This window comes from Mesorhizobium sp. L-2-11, assembly GCF_016756595.1.
Classification (GTDB): Bacteria; Pseudomonadota; Alphaproteobacteria; order Rhizobiales; family Rhizobiaceae; genus Mesorhizobium.
Genome location: NZ_AP023257.1, coordinates 5,437,895 through 5,457,423, shown reverse-complemented (window position 1 = coordinate 5,457,423; position 19,529 = coordinate 5,437,895). Strand labels below are relative to the sequence as shown.

The window sequence follows — 19,529 nt, the reverse complement described above, 5'->3', positions numbered from 1 at the left end:
GCGAACTTCTACCTGGCCTGATCGATTTCGGGGATGGGCGTTGGTTGCGGTGTTGCGGACTCCGGCGGGCTGTTCGTTGCCGTTATTTTTTTGTCGGATTTGGTGGCCGCCCCGGGCGCTGCGGTAGCGGTTGCCGCGGCCGGTGCGGGGCTGGGCGCCGGCTCTGCGAAGACGTCACCGACGATGCCGCCGCGAATGACCATAGGGCTTTGCACGAAATCCTGCTTGGGCTTGGGCTGGCTCGGAATCGCAGAAACTTTTTCATCGGTGACATCGGGCACTGGTTCGCCGAGGGCCACGATCGATGGCGTCGAGGAACTCCCGGCCATCTCCACCTGTTCAGGCGCGCCGAGCCTGACGACTGACGGGGTCGAGGATGGTGCACCGGGAACAACGAAGGACGAAGCCTGTGCTGTGCCCGCCGCGAGAGTAAGACCAAGCGCTCCCAGGATACGCATCCAGACCATGATAGTTCCCCTTTGCCCAACACGCCGGCACCATACCGTCCGGAAATTGATGCCGGCTTGCCAGGTAAGCTGGCATTTTAGCGATTGGCAATTCGCTTCCGCCCGGACTTGCCCCGTGAACGTCCCCGTACTACGCACCGAGATCTGTGAGGTCCCGCTTCTTTAAGGTCCCGCATCTGTAAGGTGATGAGAGTGGCTGAGATACTTGCCGCCAGCGAGGCGATGGAGCGGGCGCTGGCGCTGCTCGAAGGCGGCGATGTCGTCGCCATTCCGACCGAAACCGTCTACGGGCTGGCCGCCGATGCCACCAATGGCGTTGGCGTGGCGCGCATCTTCGAGGTCAAGGGCCGGCCGCGCTTCAATCCGCTGATCGCCCATGTCGCCGATCTGGCGATGGCTGAGCGCATAGCGCTGTTCGATCCCGTGTCGAAAAGACTGGCGCAGACATTCTGGCCGGGACCGCTGACGCTGGTGCTGCCGCAGCGGCCCGGCAACGGCATTCATCCGCTGGCCACCGCCGGGCTCGACACGATCGCGCTGCGCATGCCGAAAGGCTTTGGCGGCCAACTGATTGCCAGCCTCGGACGCCCGCTCGCAGCGCCCAGCGCCAATTCCTCTGGCAGGATCAGCGCGACGACGGCCGAGGCAGTGGCCGCCGATCTCGGTGCAAAAATCAAGCTGGTGGTCGATGGCGGTGCGACGTCGGTCGGGGTCGAATCGACAATCGTCAAGCTGGAGGGCGCAAAGCTGCGGCTGCTGCGGCCGGGCGGCATTGCCGCCGAAGAGATCGAAGCGGCCGCCGGCATGAAGCTGCTGCGCGGCGCGGCGGGGATCGAGGCGCCGGGCATGCTTGCCTCGCATTACGCGCCGGGTGCTGCGGTGCGGGTCAACGCCGCAAAAGTCGCAAAGGGCGAAGCCTTGCTGGCGTTCGGCCCGCGCCGCGCCGAAGGCTGGCAAGGCGCTGCCGCCTTGCGCAACCTGTCCGAGACCGGCGACCTGCGCGAGGCAGCAAGCAACCTCTTTGCCCATATGCAGGATCTCGATCGCAGCGGCGCCAAGACAATCGCCGTCGAGCCGATCCCCTCCGACGGGCTGGGCGAGGCGATCAACGACCGGCTTTCGCGCGCCGCCGCCCCTCGTGACAAGATCGATCGAGCACCATAGTTTCCATCCATGAACGACATCTCAAGGGATATCGACCCAGCCCTCATCGACTGCTTTGCGGCAATCGTCGGCGACAAATATGCGCTTCGCGACCAGCAGGATATCGCGCCTTATCTTATGGAAAGACGCGGCCTGTGGCATGGCCGGACGGCGCTGGTGCTGAGGCCCGGCAGCGTCGACGAGGTCAGCCGCATCATGCAGCTGGCGACCGAGACGGGAACGCCGGTCGTGCCGCAAAGCGGCAACACCGGACTGGTCGGCGCGCAGGTGCCGGACACGTCCGGCCGCCAGATCGTGCTGTCGCTGTCGCGGCTCAACCGCATCCGCGAGATCGACGTCCTGTCCAACACGGTCACCGTCGAGGCCGGGGTCATCCTGCAGACGCTGCAGGAAGCGGCCGATGCCGCCGACCGGCTGTTTCCGCTGTCGCTTGCGGCGCAAGGCTCCTGCCTGATCGGCGGCAATCTCTCTTCCAATGCCGGCGGAACCGGCGTGCTCGCCTATGGCAATGCGCGTGAGCTGTGCCTCGGCGTCGAAGTGGTTCTGCCGACCGGCGAGGTGTTCGACGATCTGCGCAAGCTGAAGAAGGACAACACCGGTTACGATCTGAAGAACCTGTTCATCGGCGCGGAAGGCACGCTCGGCGTCATCACCGCCGCCGTGCTCAAGCTTTTTCCAAAGCCCAAGGGGCGCGAGGTGGCCTTTGCCGGCCTGTCGTCACTTGAGGCGGCACTGTCCCTGTTCAGCCTGGCGATGGATCGCGCCGGTGCGGCGCTCACGGCTTTCGAGCTGATCGGCCAGCGACCCTACGATTTTACGCTTCTGCACGCGCCAGGCGTCGTGCGGCCGCTGTCTGAGGATTGGCAGTGGTATGTGCTGATGCAGATCTCTTCGGGTCGCTCGGCGGACGATGCGAGGGCCCTGATCGAGGAGGTGCTCTCAGCCGGCCTCGAGCAGGAGATCGTCGGCGATGCAGTGATTGCGGCGAGCATCGCGCAGGGCGATGCCTTCTGGAATTTCCGCGAGCTGCTGCCCGAGGCGCAGAAGCCCGAAGGCGCCTCGATCAAGCACGATATCTCTGTGCCGGTGGCGGCCATCCCGCAATTCATCGAAAAGGCAGCCGGCGCCGTGCAATCGGTCAGCCCCGGTGCGCGCGAGGTGTGTTTCGGCCACATGGGCGACGGCAATCTCCACTACAACATCTCCCGGCCGATCGGCGGCGATGACGAAGCGTTTCTCGGGCTCTATCACGCCATGAACAAGGCCGTGCACGATGTGGTGCGCAGCCTTCACGGCTCGATCTCGGCCGAGCACGGCATTGGCCAGCTGAAGCGCGATGAGTTGATCGCGACAGCGCCGCCGATGGCGATCGAATTGATGCGCAGGGTGAAGACGGCCTTCGACCCGGCCGGCATCATGAATCCCGGTAAGGTTATCTGATCCTTTCGCCGTCCTGTGAATGGTCGCATTCCGATAACCATCCCCTCGAGATCAGCAAAATTTAACCGACTTTCTTAAGCGCTGCGATAAGAAGCCCGCGCTAATGTTTCCCCACAACGAGGCTGGAAAAACCAGCCCGGAGAACCGGAAGACCGGCTCTCAGGAGAGACAGGAAAGGCACGAAATGAACACTGGACTGAAGCCAGTCTGGGCTGGGCGCAATATGCGCCTCGACCCATTCCGCCTGCCGCAGGTGGTGAGCTACGCGACGCGCGACGACTATGGCGACGTTACCTTCACCATCGACCACCGCGGCGCCGTCATTCGCCGCGTGCTGGAGATGAGCGGCCTGCCGGCGTTCATCGCTCTGCCCGCCAACGCGTTCCGTGGCGTGGCAGCCCGCGCAATGGAGGATCCGGACGGCAATGTCACGGTGACGCTGGAGCTTCTGCACAATGATCCGATGCTGTCGGTGCCGCTACTGGTGGCCGACGATCTCGAGGATGTCGCCGCCGACTGGCGCGCCTGGGCCGATGCCTACCGTCTGCCGATGCTTCTGATCGAATCCGACGGCATCGCCCGCACCCTGGAGGAATCGCTTGGCGCCGCCATCAAGACATTCCCGGCGCAGGACCGCCGCAGGGGTCGGCTTTCGACCAAGCGTCGTCCGCGCTTCCTCGCCCGCCGCAGGGCCGGCGCCCTCGGCCTCAGGCTGGTGATCGGCGGCCAGGAAATTATTTCGCGCGACGAATAGTGCGAGCGTTTTCCCTTCTCCCCTTGTGGGAGAAGGTGGCCGCGAAGCGGCCGGATGAGGGGTGTTCCAGGGAACGCCAACGCCTCATTTCTTCCAACACCCCTCTTCCGTCTCGGCGCTGCGCGCCGATCCACCTTCTCCCACAAGGGGAGAAGGAAAAAAATCCCTACACCAGCGGCTTCAGCGCCACCCACAACGCGCCGCCGATCAGGCCGAGGAAGATCAGCCAGCCGACCTGGTTGTTCGACCTGAACAGAAGCATGCACTGGTCCGGATCGTCGATGTCGAGCACGGCGATCTGCCGCGCCATATGGGCGCCGGCGGCGACCAGCCCGGCCAGCGCCGGCACCGGCGCCTGCGCCGCCGCGAAGGCGACGGCGAAGCAGACCAGCGCTCCGCCATAAAACCCGACGAGCCAGGTCTTGGTGTTGTCGCCGAACAGGCGTGCGGTCGAGCGCACGCCGACGATGGCGTCGTCTTCCTTGTCCTGATGCGCATAGATCGTGTCGTAGCCGATCACCCACAGGATCGAGCCGATATAGAGCATGAAGGCCGGGCCATCGAGATCGCCGAACTCGACTGCCCATCCCATCAGCGCACCCCAGGAAAAGGCAAGGCCGAGAACCAGTTGCGGCCAGTTGGTAAATCGCTTCATGAACGGGTAAATGGCGACGACGGCGAGTGAGCCGATGCCGAGCAGGACGGCAAAGCTGTTGAACTGCACAAGCACAGCGAGCCCGACCAGTGCCTGGATCACGAGAAACGCCCAGGCCTGCCGGCGCGTGACCTTTCCCGCCGGCAGCGGCCGCGAGCGCGTGCGTTCCACCTGGTTGTCGATGTCCTGGTCGACCAGGTCGTTGTAGGTGCAGCCGGCGCCGCGCAAGGCGACGGCGCCGATCAGGAACAGCACGAGATACCATGGAGCCGGCAGCAGCGTGAGCAGGGGATCAGTAGGGCGTGGATAGGCACTCGCGGCAAGCGCTGCCGACCACCAGCACGGCCACAGCAGCAACTGCCAGCCGATCGGCCGGTCCCACCGGGCAAGCTGCGCATGGGGCCACAGCCAGCGTGGCAGAATGCGGTAGACCCAGTGGCCGCTCGGCGCATCGGCGACGCGGCCCTGGGCTGTTTTCGATTGGACGGGTTCCATCGTGCTGAAGTGGCAGCAGCGGCGGAAAGCGTCAAGCCTCGTCCGCGACCTAGATCCTTTCGATGAGGGTCACGACTGGCAGGCTCTCGAAATGCTTGTCACAAGTCAAGAGCGTCGCGTCATGCGCCCGAGCGGTCGCGAAAATGATCGCATCTGCGGTCGCCAATTTGTGCTTCCGGCAGGCTTCGGCGGCTGCTAGGGCGATCTCCGTGTCAAGCGGGACCACCCTACAGATCTGCGTAAAGGCGATGGTCTGATCGGCTTTGTTTTCGCCTACTTCGCGAGTGAGCCATTTCGCGAGTTCCAACTGCACCATGGTCGGAACGAGCCAGTCGGCTCGCTCGGGCAGATGCTCGGCCACCTGCTCTCCAGTCGTGGAGCCTACCAGCCATTCGATCCAAGCCGAGGTATCGACAAGCACCATCAGACACGGTCCGACCGGTCGCGATATTCCGTCGCCGAAGCGCCCTTCGCCAGTCCCTTCAGCGCTTCCCGCTTCGGCACAGGGACGAGTAGCACGCCCGTTCCCTTCGGGATGAAGGCAAAGGTCAAACCCGCTTCCCAATGCTGGGCGGTCCGGATCGCCTTGGGAATCGATATCTGAAACTTCGAGGACAGGGTTGCAGTCTCCGACATTATCATACCCTCACTTGATCGATACACAAAACGTAAGACGCAATTGGGGCCAATGCAAGGTGCAGTTGGAGCCCACGTTCCCGTGCGCAATTGCCGTCGAAGCACCCAAATGTCTTGACCCATCGTCCGCGGCGCAATAGCGCAGTCCTGATCGTGGAATGGCAAGGGACCTGGGCATGCGCGTATTGTTGATCGGCTCCGGCGGCCGCGAACATGCCTTGGCCTGGAAGATCGCGGCCTCGCCGCTGCTGACCAAGCTTTACGCGGCGCCAGGCAACCCGGGCATCGGCCACGAAGCCGAACTGGTGACGCTCGACATCGCCGATCATGCGGCGGTGGCCCGGTTCTGCGCGGAGAAAAAGATCGACCTCGTCGTGGTCGGGCCGGAAGGGCCGCTGGTCGCCGGCATTGCCGACGGCCTTCGCGCTGAAAACATTCGCGTCTTCGGCCCGTCCAGGGCGGCGGCGCGGCTGGAAGGCTCCAAGGGTTTCACCAAGGATCTTTGCGCGAAATACGCCATCCCGACCGCCGCCTATGGCCGTTTCGGCGATCTGGCGTCGGCCAGGGCCTATGTCGAAAGGATGGGCGCGCCGATCGTCATCAAGGCCGACGGCCTCGCCGCCGGCAAGGGCGTTACCGTCGCCATGAATTTGGCCGAGGCTCTGGCAGCGCTCGATGCCTGTTTCGACGGGTCCTTCGGGCAGGCCGGCGCCGAAGTGGTGGTCGAGGAGTTTCTCACCGGCGAGGAGGCGAGCTTCTTTTGCCTGTGCGACGGCGTCACCGCGCTGCCATTCGGCACCGCACAGGACCACAAGCGCCTCAGTGACGGCGACGTCGGCCCGAACACCGGCGGCATGGGGGCCTATTCGCCGGCCCCGGTGATGACGCCGGAGATGATCGACCGCACCATGCGCGAGATCGTCGAGCCGACCATGCGCGGCATGGCCGAGCTTGGCGCGCCGTTTTCGGGCGTGCTGTTTGCCGGACTGATGATATCAGACAACGGACCGAAGCTGATCGAATACAACGCCCGTTTCGGCGACCCGGAATGCCAGGTGCTGATGATGCGGCTGAAGGACGATCTCCTGGTCCTGCTCAACGCTGCCGCCGACGGCCAGCTTGCACATACCTCGGTGCGCTGGCGCAACGAGGCGGCGCTCACCGTGGTGATGGCGGCAAGGGGTTATCCCGGCACGCCGGAAAAGGGCTCGGTCATCCGCGGTGTCGAACAGGCCGCGGGCGATGGCGTCGAGATCTTTCATGCCGGCACCGCCATCGACAACGGCGCGCTGGTCGCCAATGGCGGCCGTGTGCTCGCTGTCACGGCGATCGGCGGCACGGTCGGCGAGGCGCAGCGACGAGCCTATGCCGCGCTCGACCGGATCGATTGGCCGCAAGGTTTTTGCCGCCGCGACATCGGCTGGCAGGCCGTGTCCCGCGAACAGGTGCGCTGATGTACAAGATTAGCGGGGCCTACGATCCAGCTCGGTCGACGCAGTGCTGACCGGATCGGTGGGCACGGCCTCAACGGCCGATGCGGAGGGCTTTTCCTTTCGCAGCCACCCCAGATAATCGGCGATCCGGCGCGGAAGACGCAGCGCTGTCTCTACGGCAGGCATTTGCAAGCTGCCGCGGAACTTGGCCCAGCCCGCACTGAACATGGCGACCATTTCGGTGAAGCTCGGCGGCGGCGCCACGGTCGCATAGGTAAGGGTGACATTGCCCGCAAGGCCGGCCGCCCGCGAGAGAGGCAGCGGTATCGAGGCGAGGTAATCCGGCTGCGCGTCGATCAGGCCGCCGAAAGGCCATTGCGCGCGCAACGCGGCGGCATCCATCGGTGCGACATTGACGTCGATGTCGTTCGGCGTGCCAGCCACCCGGTAGGGGCAGCGGAACCGGCCGCAATTGGCCTTTGCCGAAAACTGCCAGAGTGCGTAGCCTTGCCAGTTGCCCATAGGAAAATGCACGCCGATGTCGGGCTTGTAGCGCGCATACCAGAGCGGCAGCCGCGACAGCAGCCGGTATTTGTACTTGTTGTCGGCGATGTGCTTGGCGGTCTTGCCGTTGGTATAGAGCACCGGAAAACGGCCAATCCGCCGATGCACATGGCGCACGAACTCCTCTGCATCCTCGAGCGACATCCATTTCGTCGGGTCGTCATCCTCGATATCGAGGGCGAGCAGGTCGTCCGGACCAGGTTTGGCGAAATTGATGAAATTATTGGCCTGCCCGACGGGGTTTCCGGGTCGGGCGAGGTGATAAGCGCCCCATTTCAGGCCGAGCGCCTTGGCCACCACCTTGCGCGTCTGAAACAGTTCCTGTGCCACCGCATGGCGCTTCCACAGCGCCTTGCAGAGCCGCGTCGCTGTCTCGTCGCCGAAACAGAAATACGCCGGCGGCATCCCGTCGGACGCCTTGTTGATGAAGCCGACGATGCGCTTGTCGGTGGCAAGCTCGGTCCAATCGATGGGATTGTATTCGTAGGCATCGATCACCAGCGCCCGGTCGGTATTCTTCCAGGGCTCGGAGAAGTCCGAGGCCTGTGCCGGCGCCAATGCCATTGTCATCGCGGTCGCGACGAGGAGTCCTGGGCGGCGAAGAGGGTGCGCCGACGGCTTCAAACAGCATATCCTTGCTGGCCAAAGCCTGATCCTGAACCGCCATGGTTAAGGAAATGCTTTCGGCGGCCCGCGGCAACCGCCGCGATCGTGCCGGGGATGGCTTTGCTGGTCATCAACGCAGGGTGAGCGGGTGGAACGGGTCGGGCGCCGGCGCCTGCGGCAGCGTTCCCTCAGTCTGGCGCTTGCAGTGATGGGCCAGCGAGCATTGCGGCGAACACAGAATGCCGCGATCCGACCAATAGGCGGCGCCGTCCTCGATCTTGCCGCGATGATGCCAAAAGCCTGCCGCTCGATAGGGCAGGCCGCATTCGGTGCAGCGATAGGCGTCAGGTCTGGCGAGCACGGGCGGTCCCCTCCGGTAATCTTGATTTGTCGCCGGTCGACTTGTCCGGCTTTTTTGCCGATTTTAGCGTGAACAATTCCAATTGCAAAATCCGCGTGACAAAATTTGACGTTTACGTAAAAAGAAGGCGGGAGAGGCGACCCAAAAGCGAATGGTTTTGTGTCGGCACGGATATTGGGCTTCCCTGTCGGACTGAGGAGGAGGAGCGGCATGTATCGGGCACCAGTCGAGGACATCGCGCTCACGCTGAAGCATGTGGCCGGCCTGAGGCCGGCGCTTGACGCCGGCACCTTTGGTGACCTTGGCGAAGACCTTGTCGACGCCATTCTGGCCGAAGCCGGCCGCTTTGCCGGCGAAGAGGTCGCGCCGCTCTACAAGATCGGCGATGAACAAGGCGCGGTGCTGAGCGGCGCTGCCGTCACCATGCCGCCCGGCTGGAAGGAGCTTTATCGCCGCTGGATCGACGGCGGCTGGAACGCGCTGTCAGCGCCGGAGGAATTCGGCGGCCAGGCGCTGCCGACCATGCTGGGCGTCGCCGCGCTCGAAATGTGGAACTCCGCCGCCATGGCCTTCGGTATCGGCCCGACGCTGACCATGGGCGCGGTCGAAACGCTCGACAAGCATGCCTCACCGGCGTTGAAGGCCAAATACCTGGAAAAGCTCGTCTCAGGTGAATGGATGGGCACGATGAACCTGACCGAGCCGCAGGCTGGCTCGGATCTGAATGCCTTGCGCGCCCGCGCCGAGCCGGCCGGCGACGGCACCTACCGCATCTTCGGTCAGAAGATTTTCATCACCTATGGCGAGCACGATCTTACCGACAATATCATCCATCTGGTGCTGGCGCGGCTGCCGGACGCGCCGGCCGGCACGCGCGGCCTTTCGCTGTTCCTGGTGCCGAAATTCCTTGTCGGCGACGATGGCGCGCTTGGCGCACGCAACGACGTCTTCTGCTCCGGGCTGGAGCACAAATTGGGCATCCACGCCTCGCCGACCTGCACCATGATCTATGGCGACGGATTCGAAGGGACCGCCCCCGGCGCGATCGGCTGGCTCATCGGCGAGGAAAACAAGGGCCTCGCCTGCATGTTCACCATGATGAACAATGCGCGGCTCGCCGTCGGCATGCAGGGCGTTGCGGTCGCCGAAACGGCCATGCAGAAGGCGCTCGCCTACGCCAATGACCGCCGGCAAGGCAAGGCCGCGAGCTATGATGGCAGTGGCATGGCGCCGATCGTCCATCACCCCGACGTGCAGCGCAATCTCCTGACCATGAAGGCGCTGACCCAGATTGCGCGCGCCATCAGCTATTCCTGCGCGCACGCCATTGACCACGCGCGCGTATCCGTCGGCGATGCAGCGATCCATTGGCAGGAGCGCGCCAATCTGCTGACGCCGCTGGCCAAGGCCTTTTCCACCGATGTCGGCGTCGAGGTCGCCTCGCTCGGGCTGCAGGTTCATGGCGGCATGGGATATATTGAGGAGACGGGTGCGGCAGCACTTTATCGCGACGCGCGCATCGCGCCGATCTATGAAGGCACCAACGGCATCCAGGCGATAGACCTGGTGGCGCGCAAGCTGCCGCTTGGCGGCGGCGAGCATGTGCATGGTTACATCGCCGAGCTGAAAGCCGTCGCCAATCAAGTGCGGACCTCGAACATTCCAGGTTTTGGCCGCACCGCCGATGGCCTCGACCAGGCGCTCGACGATCTCAGCCAGGCGACGCGCTTCCTGCAAGGGCTGCTCGCCGACGGCCGCTCGGACGCGGCGCTGGCCGGCGCGACGCCGTATCTGAGGCTGATCTCGCTGGCGGCGGGCGGCGCCTATCTGGCGCGCGGCGCGCTTGCCGACCAAGGCCGCATCGCCGTTTGCCGCTTCTTCGCCGAAAATCTGCTTGGCGAGGCGGGCGCGCTGAAGGAGCGTGTCATCGGCGGCGCCGACAGCCTTGCCGCTGCCGGCCAGACACTGAGTTCTGGCTGACAGCCACCAGGTTGACGTTTCACGACGTTCACAAAGGATCACCCGTGACAGACCACATCCTCGTCGAGCGCCAGGGCGCCATCCAGATCATCCGCATCAATCGTCCGGATAAGAAGAACGCCTTGACGCGGGCCATGTATGCGAAAATGTCCAAAGCCCTTGCCGAGGGCGACGCCGATCCGGCGATCCGCGTCCATGTATTCCTCGGTGTTTCGGGCGCCTTCTCGTCCGGCAACGACCTTGCCGATTTCATGGTCGTCGCCACCGGCGGCGAAGGCGGCACCGAAGTCTGGGATTTCCTGATGGCGCTGGCCAGGACGGAAAAGCCGATGATCTCCGGCGTCGACGGCATTGCGGTCGGCATCGGCACAACGCTCAACCTGCATTGCGACCTGACCTTCGCCACGCCGCGCACACTATTCCGCACGCCCTTCGTCGATCTCGGCCTGGTCCCCGAGGCCGGGTCGAGCCTGCTTGCGCCGCAGATCCTGGGCCGGCAAGACGCCTTCGCGCTGCTTGGCCTGGGCGAAGGCTTTTCGGCCGAGCGGGCGAAGGCCGCCGGACTGATCTACGCAGTGGTCGAGGAGAACGAACTCGAGTCCGCCGTGCTTGCCGCCGCCGGCCAGATCGCGGCCAAGCCGCCGCAAGCGCTGAAGATCGCGCGTGACCTGATGCGCGGCTCGCGTGAAGAGCTTGTTGCCCGCATCGGCCAGGAAAGCGAGCATTTCCGCGAGCGGCTGAAGTCCGACGAGGCCCGCGCCGCCTTGGTGGCCTTCATGACCAGGAAGAAGGGATAGCTTGTAAAAGCAGTCACGCTCATAACTTTCCTGGTTCACTATGAATATTGATGAACCAAGGTGGTTCGGCAAGGACCAGGCTCCCTGGTGAAGCTGCTTAAGGGACCACTCGCTCAGGGATAAAGCCTTGTCTTGTCCCAGCCGCCCTCAGCGTTGCGCGAGAAGACAATGCGGTCGTGCAGCCGGAAAGGCCGGTCGTGCCAGAACTCGATCGTCTGCGGCACGATGCGGAAGCCCGACCAGTGTTTCGGCCGTGGGATCTCGCCGATCGCATGGCGCGCCGTGTATTCGGCAACGGCTTTTTCCAGTGCGAAGCGGCTCTCCAGCGGCCGCGACTGTTTCGACGCCCATGCCCCGATGCGGCTGCCGCGCGGACGCGTCGCATAATACGCGTCCGCTTCCGCCTCGGTAACGATCTCCACCGGCCCGCGCGCGCGCACCTGCCGGCGCAGCGATTTCCAGTGAAAGCACATCGCCGCCTTCATGCTGCCAAGAATCTCGCGGCCTTTGGCGCTCTCGAAATTCGTGTAGAACACAAATCCGTTTTCATCGAATCCCTTGAGCAGCACCATCCGCACATTCGGCATGCCCTCGGCATCGACGGTCGCCAGCGCCACGCTGTTGGGATCATTGATCTCGCTCTTCGTCGCGTCGTCGAGCCATCCGGCAAACAGGCGGAATGGCTCGGCAGCTTCGCTAAAGTCACTGCTTGTTAACTCAGTTTCGCTCATAGTTTTTCCAAATTCTATTGCCGGCCGGGGGAGATTGCCGATTGTCGCGCATCGCGCAACTTTTTGACAGCAGGCAATGGCGCCTTATTGCTTCGGCCAACGCGCTGGTTGCGGTCAAGGCCACAGCGATCGTGCTGGTCGCCTTGCCGCTTGCCGCCTGCGGTGCCGGCGGCTTCAGTTTGGAGCAGGCGGAGGTCGACCGTACGATCCTCACCAGCAGCACGCCTGCCTCTGCCTTGCCGATCGACCAGGATCGCGCCTCGGACCAGGCGACGATCCGCAACGCGGTGTCTTCAGCCGATATCCAGGAACTTGGCGGGCAGGCCGTTCCCTGGGCGAATTCCGATACCGGTTCGCGCGGCTCGATCACCGAGCTGGCGGAGTCCAGGGACAACGGCCAGCTTTGCCGCCGCTTCACCGCCTCACGCGAAAGCTTCGACGGCGTCGCCCTGTTCAAGGGCGAGGTGTGCCTGGCCGGCGCCGGCGCCTGGCGGATGCAGGACTTCAAAGCGCTCTGATTTTCCGCCATCATGTGACCGTAAGCTACTGGAATTTCTTCCTATGCGAGCGCATATAGATGGCAATCATGGACTCACTCCTTCTCCAGGGCAGGAAGCATGCGCGACCCCTATGAGGTGCTGGGCGTTGCCAAGAACGCATCGGCCAAGGATATAAAATCGGCATACCGCAAACTCGCCAAGGAGTATCATCCGGACCAGAATCCGGATCCCAGGGCGAAGGAGCGGTTTGCCGCGGCCAACCAGGCCTACGAGATCGTCGGCGACGAGAAGAACCGTGCGGCTTTCGATCGCGGCGAGATCGATGCCGAGGGCAAGCCGCGCTTTCAAGGCTTCGAGGGCGCCGCCGGCGGCGCCGATCCGTTCGCCGGTTTTCGCCGGCAGCAAGGGCCGGGCGGCTCGCGTTTCGAGTTTCGCTCAGGCCGTCCGAGCGGCGATCCGTTCGACGGCAGCAGCGACATCTTCAGCCAGATTTTTGGCGAGACCTTCTCTCGCGGCGCCGGCATGGGCGCCGGCCGGCAGGCGCCGTCCGGCGCTGACCTGAATGTGACGCTCGACATCACCATCGAAGAAGCGGCGACTGCCGAGAAGGTAACGGCGATGTTCCCCGACGGGCGCAAGGTCGCCGTCAAGCTGCCAGCCTATGTCGAGGACGGCCAGACCATCCGGCTGAAAGGCCAGGGCGAGCAAGGGCCAGGGCAACCGGGCGATGCGCTGGTCAAGATCCGCTTCCGGCGGCATCCGCGCTACCGTGTCGAAGGCCGCGACCTCCATGCCGACCTGCCGATTGCGCTGGCGGATGCCGTGCTGGGTGCCAAGGTGGCCGTCGAAACGCCGACCGGCAGGGTTGCAGTCAATGTTCCCGCCTGGTCGAGCTCGGACAAAGTCCTGCGGCTGAAGGGCAGGGGCCTGCCGGAAAAAGTCGGCGGTCACGGCGATCTCTACGCGCATGTGCGGCTGATGCTGCCTGAGGGTGGCGACAGCGATCTCGAAGCATTGATGCGCAACCGCAAACGCTAGCCCGAATTTCTCGGCTTGGCGCGTCAAAGACGCACGCCGCGAACGCTCAGACATGTCGGAGGCGATCGCCTTTGCTTCGCTCCTGTTGGCGTCGTCGCCGGACGCGACGGAGCGCGCGGTCATGAACATCTGCGCCAACGGAACCGACAAATTTCGAGGGCGGAACAGAAGCCTCACGAGACGCAGCGCTGGCGCAGGGCTTCACGATCAACGGATTGGTCCTGGGGCAGGATGCGGAACTTGCGCAATATTTCCGCTCCAGCGTGATCGGCGGTAGCGGAGCGTTCGCCATGGACATCGCGGATGCGAAAGATACCGGTGAATTCATGACGAGGAAACTTGTTCGCGACCTGTTGGCGTCCGCGCCGGCGGATGCGCCTCGTTTCAGGATCGAGTGAGCTCTTCGACGCACAACTACCCTTGCAGAACTGCTGCATGGCAAGGCGCGTCGTCTTTTCGTCAATTCTCGCTTGAGCGCGCCACAAGCGCTTCGCCCAGGCAATCGATCCTCCAGGTTGGAAGGTCAGCCAGCGGGCACTGTCCGTTTTGAGCGCTTGAAGGGGCTCTGTGCCTGTGCGATAGCCACTTCACGAAGCAGCAAATCTTGCGGAGAGCGCTCACATGGCGGGTGGACAAGGCATTATGGCCGGCAAGCGCGGGCTTGTCCTGGGCGTCGCGAACAATCGGTCGATCGCCTATGGCATCGCCAAAGCCTGCGTCGACCATGGCGCCGAGATCGCGCTGACCTATCAGGGCGAGGCGTTCAAGAAGCGCGTCGAGCCGCTGGCGGCGGAACTCAACGCCCATGTCGCCGGGCATTGCGATGTGACCGATCCGACAACCCTCGATGCGGTCTTCGACGACATCGCCAAGCATTGGGGCAAGCTCGATTTCCTCGTCCACGCCATCGCCTTTTCCGACAAGGACGAACTGACAGGCCGCTATGTCGAGACGACGCGCGACAATTTCCTGCGCACGATGGACATTTCGGTGTTTTCCTTCACCACCATCGCCAAGCGCGCTGAGGCGCTGATGACCGATGGCGGCTCGCTGCTGACGTTGACTTATTACGGTGCGGAAAAAGTGATGCCGCACTACAACGTCATGGGTGTTGCCAAGGCTGCGCTCGAAGCCAGCGTGCGCTATCTGGCCGTCGACCTCGGCGCCAAGAAAATCCGCGTCAACGCCATCTCCGCCGGTCCGATCAAGACGCTGGCAGCCTCCGGCATCGGCGATTTTCGCTACATCTTGAAGTGGAACGAATACAATTCGCCGCTAAAGCAGACGGTGACGCAAGAGGAGGTCGGCGATTCAGCGGTCTATTTCCTTTCAAACCTTTCACGCGGCGTCACCGGCGAGATCCACCATGTCGATTCCGGCTACCATGTCGTCGGCATGAAGGCGGTCGACGCGCCCGATATCTCGACCGTCAAGGAATAGTCGAATATACCCTCCCGCCTGCTCACGACCGCTCTCCGGATGACCTGATGTATCCGCTCGTCTACATCGCGCGCCATGGCCAGACGGTGTGGAACGCCGAGTCCCGGCTGCAAGGACAGGCCGATACCGATCTCAACCCGCTCGGCCGCGAGCAGGCGACCCGCAATGGCCGTCGACTGGCCGAATTCGTTCATAACCCCGAAGATTTCGATTTTGTCGCCAGCCCGATGCGGCGAACGCGTGAGACCATGGAACGCATTCGCATGGCGATGGGGCTCGATCCCCAAGCTTACCGCACCGATCCCCGCCTTGTCGAAATGAGTTTCGGCGACTGGCAGGGTTTCACCTTTCCCGAACTCGAGGCCCGGCATTTCGGCTCGGCCAGGGAGAGGCGTCTCGACAAGTGGAATTTCCTGCCGCCCGGCGAGGGCGCCGAAAGCTACCAAATGCTGCTCGAACGGGTAAAGCCGTGGTTCGACGCGCTGGATCGCCAGACGGTCTGCGTGACCCATGGCGGCGTCGTGCGCGCCCTGTTCCGCATGGTGCTGGGAATGCCCGAGAAAGAAGCCGCAAGACTAAATGTGCCGCACGATCGCTTGCTCAGGCTGGAGGGCCGACGCCTGGAGTGGCTCTGATGCATGTCGCGCAAAAGCATGCCCTCGACAAGGGCAGAGGGAGTGTCTGCCATTACTCTTCTACCCGGCCCAACGATCTCAATGCCGCTGCCTCGTCTTCCCGTGACAGAGGCTCATGCGCTCCGGTTGCCGCGAGATAGGAATCGAGCGCTTCCGTAGACGAGGCCGGTGCATATCCGCCATCGCGCGTGGGCGCAACGACGGCAAAATTCACCGCCCAACCAATATCCGAGTGGCACGCCACGGATATGACGGTCGAGCGGTTGGCGGAATCGATTTCGAATTCGCGGCACAAGGAACCGGTTCCATCGCGAAACGTGGCTACGGCACGGATCCTGTCGGTGGAGCCTGCCAGCACGGTTTCTGCGCCGGACGCCACCTGCCCGAGCGCCTCTGAAAGTGGGCTGTTCTGCCCTGCCACCTCAAGTCCATGCGGCTGGTTTTGGATGGCAAAGCCAAAAAAATATCCGCCGAACCCAAAAGCGACTGCAACCAGCGAAGCAGCCAACGGCATGATCCGGGATCCCTGGGGGCGCGGCATTGCACGATTGTCCCCCGCCCCGAAGGCAACGACACGCGCGCGCTGGCTGGCGTGCGATGGAACGCTGCGCCGCCTGGCCTCGTCGATCATTCGCTGCACGGACTGGCTGAGCCGGTCGGGAACGGGTTCATCGAGAACCGGCATCAGTGCCTCTTTGACCTGAATGCGGGTTTCCAGGAACAGGGCGACCTGGCTGGCGATATCCGGTTGCATGGCTTTCTCGATGGCTGCGGCAGTCGCGTCGTCAAGTTCGCCGTCTGCAAAGGCCATAAGCGTTTCGTCAGCAAACTCGCATCTGATCATTTCTGTTCTCGCCCTTCGTGATCGGTGAACGTGGCAAGCCGGGATTTATTCCGACTGCCTCGGCGAGGTTTTTTCTGGCGCGGGCCAGCCGGCTCATCACCGTTCCGATCGGTATTTCGAGAACGCCGGCCGCCTCCCTGTAGGAAAGGTCCTCGACGCAGACCAGGAGAATGATTTCGCGCTGATCGTCCGGCAGATCGGTAATCGCCTGGGCAACGCTGTTCAGGATAAAGCGTGCTTCGACATCTCGCTCGCCACAGGCGCCGACAAGGTCCTGCCGTTGCTCAATGTCTTCCTGCGGGCCGGCCGTGCGCTGCCTTCTGATGTGATCAATCCACAAATTTCGCACAATCCGGAACAACCAGGCATCAAAACGGGTTCCAGGTTCAAAGCGCTCGGAGTTGGCAAGCGCGCGTTCGCAAGCCGCCTGCACCAGATCGTCGGCAAGATCGCGGGAACGGCAAAGGGAAATCGCAAAACGGCGCAGGTTCGGAAGAAATGCAACAAGCTGCTTTCCGAATTGATCAGTCTCAATCACGTCGAAGTTTCCGGTTTCTTGAGGACCAGGCGAAGTCAGCCGCCTCCGCACGCATTGGGGGTGGGTCGGTATCTTCATATGGCAGCATATGACGACGGCGGCTAAACCAGCGTGGGAGTCCGGCTAGATTTCGGAAAGGCCAGGATTAGACTATGGCAAGCATCAGGTTAGAGCTTGGTGAGAGAAGTGCCTATGTCCTGAAAACGTGGGTGACCCGCTGGCTTCAAGCCGATATCACGTAGCCGAACCCCCGCACGGTTTTTATGAGTGGCTTTTCGTCCACGCTTTCGATCTTGCTGCGAAGGTAGCGGATGTAGACGTCGACCACCTTCGTTTCCGGGTCGAAGCTCAGATCCCAAACATTGTTGAGCAGCCGGGTTCTGCTGATCACAGCGCCGGAGTGCGACATCAGATACGCGAGCAGCCTGAATTCCTTGGCCGTCAGGCTGATCTCGCGTTCGCCGCGCCAGACCTTCTTGCCGACCGGATCAAGCGCCAGATCGCCAACCCTGAGGACTGGGTCTGCGCCTGTGCTGGAGCCGCGACGAAGCAGCGCCTCCATGCGCGCGATCAGTTCGTCGAAGGCGAAAGGTTTGGTCAGGTAGTCGTCGGCACCGCCTTTCAGCCCTTCGACCTTGTCCTGCAGGCTGTCTCTTGCCGTGAGCATCAGGACAAGATGCTGGTGCTGCTCGCGCCGCAGCATGCGACATACTTCGAGGCCGTCGATCCCTGGAAGCAGGCGGTCGAGAACGATCAGCGCATATGGCGTCTCCCGCACCATCGCCAGCGCATCCCCGCCACTGTCGGTCACGTCGACAACGTAACCCTCGGCTTCGAGTCCTCGCTTGATGAAGCCGACGATTCGATCGTCGTCCTCTACCAGCAGAATCCTTGACATTAACACCTCCGTCCCCGGGTCGTATTGCAGGGAGTGAGAGAAATTCCCGCCTCACGGTGGGCGCGGTCATTCCGCCAAGCTCCCGCCTCAACTATCGTAATCCAGGAAACGAAGGAGGTCGTTCATTATTCCGAGCCGGCTTTTGCACGCAGCCTCTTTTTCAGAACGACCACGGCGGCATCCGCGTTCGCATCCGCAGACGCGGTTGCATCAGCGCGTGGAAGCCGGACCACGACTTCAGTAAAAGACCCGACCTCGCTGGTGAGCGCAATCTCGCCACGATGCTTTTCGATGAGCCATTTCGCAATCGCCAGACCGAGGCCACTGCCAAGTTGGCGCGACGCCCTTGGGCTTCGGCCACGATAAAATCGCTCGAACACTTTGGGTATTTCCTCGGCTGGAATGCCCAAACCCTTGTCGCGTATCGCAATCTCTGCATGCCCGTCCATAACCGTTATATTCACGTTCACCGAGCGATCGCGCGGAGAATATTTTATGGCATTGTCCAGAATTATGACGAGAGCCTGTTTGAGCCGCTGCGCGTCGGCAGTGACCCAAACCGGACGTGTGATGTAGGCCGCCTTGATCGAGATGCCCTTGGCGCGCCCCAGGATTTCGCCCTCGTGGACGGCATCGGCGACGATGCTCACGAGGTCCGTTCGGCGGGCCTCGAAGCGTATTGTATCGGTTTCCGAACGAGACAGAAACACGAGATCGTCGACGAGGCGTCCCATCTCCAGGCTCTGAGTGACAATCCGTTCGAGCGCATCGCGGTACACTGCCTCTGGCTTTGAACCATGGCGCAGCGGAATTTCCGCTTCACCGCGAAGCGCCGTCAGCGGCGTGCGCAGTTCATGGCTGATGTCGGCAAGGAACTGGACGCGCAACCGGTCGAGCTCGGTCAACCGCTGGTTCGCCGCGGCAAGCTCTGCCGTTCGTGCGGCAACTTGCTGCTCGAGTTCTGCTTTGGCGTTGAGCAGCCGGTCGCGCTGGTCTTGCTGATGTGTGGCCATTTCGTTGAACCGCCTGGCGAGCGCACCAAGTTCGTCGCGGCCATCAAAGGCGATCCGGTGGTCGAGATCACCACGACTGATCGCCTCTGTGCCTTCGGTCAGAAGGCTGATCGGGCGCATCAATGATCGGGCGAGAAGGAAAGCAGCGGCAAAGCAGAGAACCACAGCAGCCAACGCAAGCGCGGCCGTCATCCAGGTCAGGCGTCGCCACAGTGCTTCTGCCTGCAACTCGGTTCTCACAACCTCTTCCTCTTCGTCGCGCCGCGCGGCTTCCAGGATGTTTTCGAACTCGGCGTCGAAACGATTCTCGATGTCCCGGCGAAAAATCCTGACCGCGTCTTCCTGGCGCCCCTGGTTGCGAAAATTGATTGCGTCAGACGTGGCTTTGGCGATTTCTCCGTAGAGCGCGCGCATCCGAGTGATGCGGAAGATCTCGTCACCGCTGTCCTCCTGTTCGCTGCTGCGCCCGAGAAACTCAGCCTCTCCCCTGGTCAGTTGCGCGAGCTTTTCGAATCCCGCCTCAAGCTCGGCGCGGGCGCT

General features: G+C 63.0%; 22 protein-coding genes. 11 read left to right on the top strand and 11 right to left on the bottom strand.

Features of this window, described 5'->3' with window-relative positions; all coding sequences use genetic code 11:
* Window positions 1–8: 8 nt before the first annotated feature.
* Window positions 9–281 (bottom strand): hypothetical protein, encoded by a 273-nt coding sequence (locus JG739_RS35555; RefSeq protein ID WP_244749580.1) that lies wholly within the window; start codon window positions 279–281, stop codon window positions 9–11.
* Window positions 282–659: 378 nt separating this feature from the next.
* On the opposite strand from JG739_RS35555, the gene JG739_RS26085 reads away from it, so the two are divergent.
* From JG739_RS26085 to JG739_RS26075, 3 genes are all read left to right on the top strand, one after another.
* Complete coding sequence (locus tag JG739_RS26085) at window positions 660–1,631, top strand: L-threonylcarbamoyladenylate synthase (protein ID WP_202364022.1); 972 nt, start codon at window positions 660–662, stop codon at window positions 1,629–1,631.
* A 9-nt stretch (window positions 1,632–1,640) separates the two neighbouring features.
* Window positions 1,641–3,071, top strand: a complete 1,431-nt coding sequence (locus JG739_RS26080) for an FAD-binding oxidoreductase (protein ID WP_202364021.1) — start codon at window positions 1,641–1,643, stop codon at window positions 3,069–3,071.
* A gap of 184 nt (window positions 3,072–3,255) precedes the next feature.
* On the top strand, window positions 3,256–3,825 hold the full coding sequence (locus JG739_RS26075; RefSeq protein ID WP_202364020.1) for a DUF6101 family protein: 570 nt from the start codon (window positions 3,256–3,258) through the stop codon (window positions 3,823–3,825).
* Between the two features lie 166 nt (window positions 3,826–3,991).
* Here the strand turns inward: JG739_RS26075 and ubiA are convergent, their stop codons facing one another.
* Genes ubiA through JG739_RS26060 form a run of 3 tightly spaced genes read right to left on the bottom strand, consistent with a single transcriptional unit; the run spans window position 3,992 to window position 5,617 of the window.
* A complete protein-coding gene (gene ubiA / locus JG739_RS26070; protein ID WP_202364019.1) occupies window positions 3,992–4,975 on the bottom strand; it encodes a 4-hydroxybenzoate octaprenyltransferase in 984 nt (327 codons plus the stop codon).
* Window positions 4,976–5,024: 49 nt separating this feature from the next.
* Window positions 5,025–5,399, bottom strand: a complete 375-nt coding sequence (locus JG739_RS26065; protein WP_202364018.1) for a type II toxin-antitoxin system VapC family toxin — start codon at window positions 5,397–5,399, stop codon at window positions 5,025–5,027.
* The gene (locus tag JG739_RS26060) at window positions 5,399–5,617 is read right to left on the bottom strand and encodes an AbrB/MazE/SpoVT family DNA-binding domain-containing protein (RefSeq protein WP_274609405.1); all 219 of its coding nucleotides are present in this window, start codon (window positions 5,615–5,617) and stop codon (window positions 5,399–5,401) included. Before JG739_RS26060 ends, JG739_RS26065 begins: the two co-directional genes overlap by 1 nt.
* Window positions 5,618–5,787: 170 nt before the next feature.
* Here JG739_RS26060 and purD point away from each other — a divergent pair, with 170 nt between their 5' ends.
* On the top strand, window positions 5,788–7,065 hold the full coding sequence (gene purD, locus JG739_RS26055) for a phosphoribosylamine--glycine ligase (RefSeq protein WP_202364016.1): 1,278 nt from the start codon (window positions 5,788–5,790) through the stop codon (window positions 7,063–7,065).
* 9 nt (window positions 7,066–7,074) lie between these two features.
* Here purD and JG739_RS26050 read toward each other — a convergent pair whose 3' ends face one another.
* Window positions 7,075–8,178, bottom strand: coding sequence for a glycoside hydrolase family 25 protein (locus JG739_RS26050; RefSeq protein ID WP_202364015.1), 1,104 nt, complete (start codon window positions 8,176–8,178; stop codon window positions 7,075–7,077).
* A 166-nt stretch (window positions 8,179–8,344) separates the two neighbouring features.
* Window positions 8,345–8,575 (bottom strand): hypothetical protein, encoded by a 231-nt coding sequence (locus JG739_RS26045; RefSeq protein ID WP_202364014.1) that lies wholly within the window; start codon window positions 8,573–8,575, stop codon window positions 8,345–8,347.
* 210 nt (window positions 8,576–8,785) lie between these two features.
* Between JG739_RS26045 and JG739_RS26040 the strand changes: the two genes are divergently transcribed.
* Window positions 8,786–10,555, top strand: a complete 1,770-nt coding sequence (locus tag JG739_RS26040) for an acyl-CoA dehydrogenase (protein WP_202364013.1) — start codon at window positions 8,786–8,788, stop codon at window positions 10,553–10,555.
* 44 nt (window positions 10,556–10,599) lie between these two features.
* Window positions 10,600–11,352: a crotonase/enoyl-CoA hydratase family protein gene (locus JG739_RS26035; RefSeq protein ID WP_202364012.1), complete on the top strand. Its 753-nt coding sequence runs from the start codon at window positions 10,600–10,602 to the stop codon at window positions 11,350–11,352.
* Between the two features lie 113 nt (window positions 11,353–11,465).
* On the opposite strand, the gene pdxH is transcribed toward JG739_RS26035, so the two are convergent.
* On the bottom strand, window positions 11,466–12,083 hold the full coding sequence (gene pdxH, locus JG739_RS26030) for a pyridoxamine 5'-phosphate oxidase (RefSeq protein WP_202364011.1): 618 nt from the start codon (window positions 12,081–12,083) through the stop codon (window positions 11,466–11,468).
* 41 nt (window positions 12,084–12,124) lie between these two features.
* Here pdxH and JG739_RS26025 point away from each other — a divergent pair, with 41 nt between their 5' ends.
* The 5 genes from JG739_RS26025 to JG739_RS26005 all read left to right on the top strand — a co-directional run bounded on the left by JG739_RS26025 (window position 12,125) and on the right by JG739_RS26005 (window position 15,696).
* Entirely contained in the window at window positions 12,125–12,601 is a 477-nt protein-coding gene (locus tag JG739_RS26025; protein ID WP_202364010.1) for an RT0821/Lpp0805 family surface protein, read from the top strand.
* Window positions 12,602–12,700: 99 nt separating this feature from the next.
* A complete protein-coding gene (locus JG739_RS26020) occupies window positions 12,701–13,621 on the top strand; it encodes a DnaJ C-terminal domain-containing protein (protein WP_202364009.1) in 921 nt (306 codons plus the stop codon).
* Window positions 13,622–13,836: 215 nt separating this feature from the next.
* Entirely contained in the window at window positions 13,837–14,019 is a 183-nt protein-coding gene (locus tag JG739_RS36440) for a DUF1194 domain-containing protein (protein WP_366510064.1), read from the top strand.
* A gap of 223 nt (window positions 14,020–14,242) precedes the next feature.
* Window positions 14,243–15,061, top strand: a complete 819-nt coding sequence (fabI, locus tag JG739_RS26010) for an enoyl-ACP reductase FabI (protein WP_077381357.1) — start codon at window positions 14,243–14,245, stop codon at window positions 15,059–15,061.
* Window positions 15,062–15,108: 47 nt separating this feature from the next.
* Window positions 15,109–15,696 (top strand): histidine phosphatase family protein, encoded by a 588-nt coding sequence (locus tag JG739_RS26005; protein WP_202364008.1) that lies wholly within the window; start codon window positions 15,109–15,111, stop codon window positions 15,694–15,696.
* A gap of 52 nt (window positions 15,697–15,748) precedes the next feature.
* Here JG739_RS26005 and JG739_RS26000 read toward each other — a convergent pair whose 3' ends face one another.
* The 4 genes from JG739_RS26000 to JG739_RS25985 form a co-directional block, all read right to left on the bottom strand.
* On the bottom strand, window positions 15,749–16,507 hold the full coding sequence (locus JG739_RS26000) for an anti-sigma factor family protein (protein ID WP_244749578.1): 759 nt from the start codon (window positions 16,505–16,507) through the stop codon (window positions 15,749–15,751).
* A gap of 10 nt (window positions 16,508–16,517) precedes the next feature.
* Window positions 16,518–17,156: an RNA polymerase sigma factor gene (locus tag JG739_RS25995; protein ID WP_202364006.1), complete on the bottom strand. Its 639-nt coding sequence runs from the start codon at window positions 17,154–17,156 to the stop codon at window positions 16,518–16,520.
* Window positions 17,157–17,301: 145 nt separating this feature from the next.
* Window positions 17,302–17,976, bottom strand: coding sequence for a response regulator transcription factor (locus tag JG739_RS25990; protein WP_202364005.1), 675 nt, complete (start codon window positions 17,974–17,976; stop codon window positions 17,302–17,304).
* A 125-nt stretch (window positions 17,977–18,101) separates the two neighbouring features.
* Window positions 18,102–19,403 carry a sensor histidine kinase gene (locus tag JG739_RS25985; protein WP_244749577.1) on the bottom strand — a complete coding sequence of 434 codons (1,302 nt, stop codon included), beginning with the start codon at window positions 19,401–19,403 and terminating at the stop codon, window positions 18,102–18,104.
* Window positions 19,404–19,529: the final 126 nt, after the last annotated feature.

Bases quoted from the DNA above. Each gene is read 5' to 3' on its own strand.
- JG739_RS26080 (WP_202364021.1), top strand. From the start codon at position 1,641: ATGAACGACATCTCAAGGGATATCGACCCAGCCCTCATCGACTGCTTT.
- JG739_RS26075 (WP_202364020.1), top strand. From the start codon at position 3,256: ATGAACACTGGACTGAAGCCAGTCTGGGCTGGGCGCAATATGCGCCTC.
- ubiA (WP_202364019.1), bottom strand. From the start codon at position 4,975: ATGGAACCCGTCCAATCGAAAACAGCCCAGGGCCGCGTCGCCGATGCG.
- JG739_RS26065 (WP_202364018.1), bottom strand. From the start codon at position 5,399: ATGGTGCTTGTCGATACCTCGGCTTGGATCGAATGGCTGGTAGGCTCC.
- JG739_RS26060 (WP_274609405.1), bottom strand. From the start codon at position 5,617: ATGATAATGTCGGAGACTGCAACCCTGTCCTCGAAGTTTCAGATATCG.
- purD (WP_202364016.1), top strand. From the start codon at position 5,788: ATGCGCGTATTGTTGATCGGCTCCGGCGGCCGCGAACATGCCTTGGCC.
- JG739_RS26050 (WP_202364015.1), bottom strand. From the start codon at position 8,178: ATGACAATGGCATTGGCGCCGGCACAGGCCTCGGACTTCTCCGAGCCC.
- JG739_RS26040 (WP_202364013.1), top strand. From the start codon at position 8,786: ATGTATCGGGCACCAGTCGAGGACATCGCGCTCACGCTGAAGCATGTG.
- pdxH (WP_202364011.1), bottom strand. From the start codon at position 12,083: ATGAGCGAAACTGAGTTAACAAGCAGTGACTTTAGCGAAGCTGCCGAG.
- JG739_RS26020 (WP_202364009.1), top strand. From the start codon at position 12,701: ATGCGCGACCCCTATGAGGTGCTGGGCGTTGCCAAGAACGCATCGGCC.
- fabI (WP_077381357.1), top strand. From the start codon at position 14,243: ATGGCGGGTGGACAAGGCATTATGGCCGGCAAGCGCGGGCTTGTCCTG.
- JG739_RS26005 (WP_202364008.1), top strand. From the start codon at position 15,109: ATGTATCCGCTCGTCTACATCGCGCGCCATGGCCAGACGGTGTGGAAC.
- JG739_RS26000 (WP_244749578.1), bottom strand. From the start codon at position 16,507: ATGGCCTTTGCAGACGGCGAACTTGACGACGCGACTGCCGCAGCCATC.
- JG739_RS25995 (WP_202364006.1), bottom strand. From the start codon at position 17,156: ATGAAGATACCGACCCACCCCCAATGCGTGCGGAGGCGGCTGACTTCG.
- JG739_RS25990 (WP_202364005.1), bottom strand. From the start codon at position 17,976: ATGTCAAGGATTCTGCTGGTAGAGGACGACGATCGAATCGTCGGCTTC.
- JG739_RS25985 (WP_244749577.1), bottom strand. From the start codon at position 19,403: ATGCGCGCGCTCTACGGAGAAATCGCCAAAGCCACGTCTGACGCAATC.